The sequence below is a fragment of the Saccharibacter floricola DSM 15669 genome, from assembly GCF_000378165.1.
GTDB classification, from domain to species: Bacteria; Pseudomonadota; Alphaproteobacteria; order Acetobacterales; family Acetobacteraceae; genus Saccharibacter; species Saccharibacter floricola.
In genome coordinates this window covers 1-3,780 of the sequence record NZ_KB899360.1, presented here as the reverse complement: position 1 = coordinate 3,780, position 3,780 = coordinate 1, and the positions used below count along the sequence as shown (strand labels likewise).

At 51.9% G+C, this 3,780-nt stretch carries 2 tRNA genes and 2 rRNA genes; all 4 read right to left on the bottom strand.

Features of this window, described 5'->3' with window-relative positions:
- Positions 1 to 1,616, bottom strand: a 23S ribosomal RNA gene (locus F457_RS0111520); the annotation flags it as partial.
- A 348-nt stretch (positions 1,617 to 1,964) separates the two neighbouring features.
- Positions 1,965 to 2,040 (bottom strand) — tRNA-Ala (locus tag F457_RS0111515).
- A gap of 5 nt (positions 2,041 to 2,045) precedes the next feature.
- A tRNA-Ile gene (locus F457_RS0111510) sits at positions 2,046 to 2,122 on the bottom strand.
- 113 nt (positions 2,123 to 2,235) lie between these two features.
- Positions 2,236 to 3,719: ribosomal RNA gene (locus F457_RS0111505) — 16S ribosomal RNA — on the bottom strand.
- Between the last annotated feature and the right edge of the window lie 61 nt (positions 3,720 to 3,780).

Genomic DNA, 3,780 nt, shown 5'->3' with positions numbered 1-3,780 from the left:
CCCGCCAATGGTTGCCCACTAACGGGTCTCGTTTCTCCCGAAGTTACACGAGTAATTTGCCTAGTTCCTTCAGCATCGTTCTCTCAAGCGCCTTGGTATGCTCTACCAGTCCACCTGTGTCGGTTTCGGGTACGGTCTATATGCTAGAGCTATTTCCTGGAATGGTCCAAAAGCCTGCTCAATCCAATAAGAGCAGACAACATTTCTCATTCGTCACTTCTAGCAGGCCCAAGAATATTAACTTGGTTTCCATCGGCTACGGCTTTCGCCCTCGCCTTAGGGGCCGGCTCACCCTGCGTGGATTAACCTTGCGCAGGAACCCTTGGACTTTCGGCGACAGTGTTTCTCGCACTGTTTATCGCTACTCATGTCAGCATTCGCACTTCTGATACCTCCAGAGAGGGTCACCCCGTCTCCTTCGCAGGCTTACAGAACGCTCCGCTACCGCGCATACTAAAAGTATGCACCCACAGCTTCGGCACGTGGCTTGAGCCCCGTTACATTTTCGGCGCAGGGTTTCTATTAGACCAGTGAGCTATTACGCTTTCTTTAAAGGATGGCTGCTTCTAAGCCAACCTCCTGGTTGTTTTGGAATCCCCACATCCTTTCCCACTTAGCCACGATTTAGGGGCCTTAGCTGGTGGTCTGGGCTGTTTCCCTCTCGACGATGGACCTTAGCACCCACCGTCTGTCTGCCATGCTCATACTCCTCGGTATTCGGAGTTTGGTTAGGTGTGGTAAGGCTTTGGGCCCCCCTAGCCCATCCAGTGCTCTACCCCCGAGGGTAATACATGACGATCTACCTCAATAGATTTCGCGGAGAACCAGCTATCTCCGAGTTTGATTGGCCTTTCACCCCTAGCCACAGCTCATCCCCGACTTTTTCAACAGGCGTGGGTTCGGCCCTCCAGTGCATGTTACTGCACCTTCAGCCTGGCCATGGCTAGATCACTCGGTTTCGGGTCTTCTACCAGTAACTAAATCGCCCTATTCAGACTCGCTTTCGCTACGCCTACACCTACCGGCTTAAGCTCGCTACGGACAGAAACTCGCTGACCCATTATACAAAAGGTACGCCGTCACCCCATAAAGAGGCTCCGACTGCTTGTAGGCATCTGGTTTCAGGTCTCTTTCACTCCCCTTATCGGGGTGCTTTTCACCTTTCCCTCACGGTACTGGTTCGCTATCGGTCACCAAGGAGTATTTAGGCTTGGAGGGTGGTCCCCCCATGTTCAGACAGGGTTTCTCGTGCCCCGCCCTACTCAAGTCCTAAAAGAAGCATTACGCATACGGGACTATCACCCACTATGGTCAGACTTTCCAGACTGTTGTGCTTGTCTTCTCTTAGGCACTGGCCTGTTCCGCGTTCGCTCGCCACTACTAGCAGAATCTCTGTTGATGTCTTTTCCTCCGGGTACTTAGATGTTTCAGTTCCCCGGGTTCGCCTCATACGCCTATGTATTCAGCGTATGATCCTCTAAAAGAGGGGGTTGCCCCATTCGGATATCCACGGATCAAAGCGTACTCACAGCTCCCCATGGCTTAACGCAGTGTGTCACGTCCTTCGTCGCCTCTTGGTGCCAAGGCATCCACCAAATGCCCTTCTCATTCTCACACCACATGCACAGTAGCCAATCACACAGAAAATAAGAAAATCTCTTCCCTTATCCTCTCTATGAAAGACACTGTTCACACAATGTCAGTCATTTCTTCAACGCCATCTGACCGCCACTGCCATATCCCGTGTTTAATAAGGAAACATTAAACACCTGAAGGATCAGACAATAATGACAGCGCACCCAGATAGCGCACCAACCGATTCACTCTCCAAAGACCAGACACTTCTCTTCGTCACATCATGCTAAAAAGCACAATCAGAAGGAAGAACTCTTTCCTCTTCCCTTAGTTATCTTCCTGTAAAAGCTCACTCAACCAATTAGGCATCATCCAACCATCTCAAAAGATGGTGGAGGCAGACGGGTTTGAACCGACGACCCCCTGCTTGCAAAGCAGGTGCTCTACCAGCTGAGCTATGCCCCCATTCATGGTGGGCCAGGGAGGACTTGAACCTCCGACCCCACGCTTATCAAGCGTGTGCTCTAACCAACTGAGCTACTAGCCCAGGAAAACTAAGGAAGGGATATACTGACGGCGCTCTAGTGCTTTAAATGCCTAAACTCTAAGCTTAGGTCTTCTTATTCTTAGAATGTTCCAACGTATCAGAACAATTCCTTGAAAGGAGGTGATCCAGCCGCAGGTTCCCCTACGGCTACCTTGTTACGACTTCACCCCAGTCGCTGACCCGACCGTGGTCGGCTGCGCCCTTGCGGTTCGCTCACCGGCTTAAGGTCAAACCAACTCCCATGGTGTGACGGGCGGTGTGTACAAGGCCCGGGAACGTATTCACCGTGGCATGCTGATCCACGATTACTAGCGATTCCACCTTCATGCACTCGAGTTGCAGAGTGCAATCCGAACTGAGACGGTTTTTTGAGATCGGCATCATGTCACCATGTAGCTTCCCATTGTCACCGCCATTGTAGCACGTGTGTAGCCCAGGTCATAAGGGCCATGAGGACTTGACGTCATCCCCACCTTCCTCCGGCTTGTCACCGGCAGTCTCTCTAGAGTGCCCACCCAAACGTGATGGCAACTAAAGACAGGGGTTGCGCTCGTTGCGGGACTTAACCCAACATCTCACGACACGAGCTGACGACAGCCATGCAGCACCTGTGCGGGAGGTCCGAAGAAATACTCATCTCTGAGCACGTCCTCCCCATACAAGACCTGGTAAGGTTCTGCGCGTTGCTTCGAATTAAACCACATGCTCCACCGCTTGTGCGGGCCCCCGTCAATTTCTTTGAGTTTCAACCTTGCGGTCGTACTCCCCAGGCGGTGTGCTTAACACGTTAGCTTCGACACTGAAAAACTAAGTTTCCCAACATCCAGCACACATCGTTTACAGCGTGGACTACCAGGGTATCTAATCCTGTTCGCTCCCCACGCTTTCGCGCCTCAGCGTCAGTTCCGAGCCAGATTGCCGCCTTCGCAACTGGTGTTCTTCCCAATATCTACGAATTTCACCTCTACACTGGGAATTCCGCAATCCTCTCTCGGACTCTAGTCTATACGTATCAAATGCAGTTCCCAGGTTAAGCCCGGGGATTTCACATCTGACTGTATAAACCGCCTACGCGCCCTTTACGCCCAGTCATTCCGAGCAACGCTAGCCCCCTTCGTATTACCGCGGCTGCTGGCACGAAGTTAGCCGGGGCTTCTTCTCTAGGTACCGTCATCATCTTCCCTAGTGAAAGTGCTTTACAATCCGAAGACCTTCTTCACACACGCGGCATTGCTGGATCAGGGTTGCCCCCATTGTCCAATATTCCCCACTGCTGCCTCCCGTAGGAGTCTGGGCCGTGTCTCAGTCCCAGTGTGGCTGATCATCCTCTCAAACCAGCTATTGATCATCGCCTTGGTCAGCCTTTACCCAACCAACTAGCTAATCAAACGCAGGCCCCTCCAAAGGCAACAAAAGCCTTTAACCCTCAGGTATCATGCGGTATTAGCACCAGTTTCCCGGTGTTATCCCCCACCTCTGGATAGGTTCCTACGCGTTACTCACCCGTCCGCCACTAACCCCGAAAGGTTCGTGCGACTTGCATGTGTTAAGCATGCCGCCAGCGTTCGCTCTGAGCCAGAATCAAACTCTCATGTTCAATCCTACCAAAACGCACAAGCATTCAAAGCATCTAAACTATGTCAGAATACATCAACACT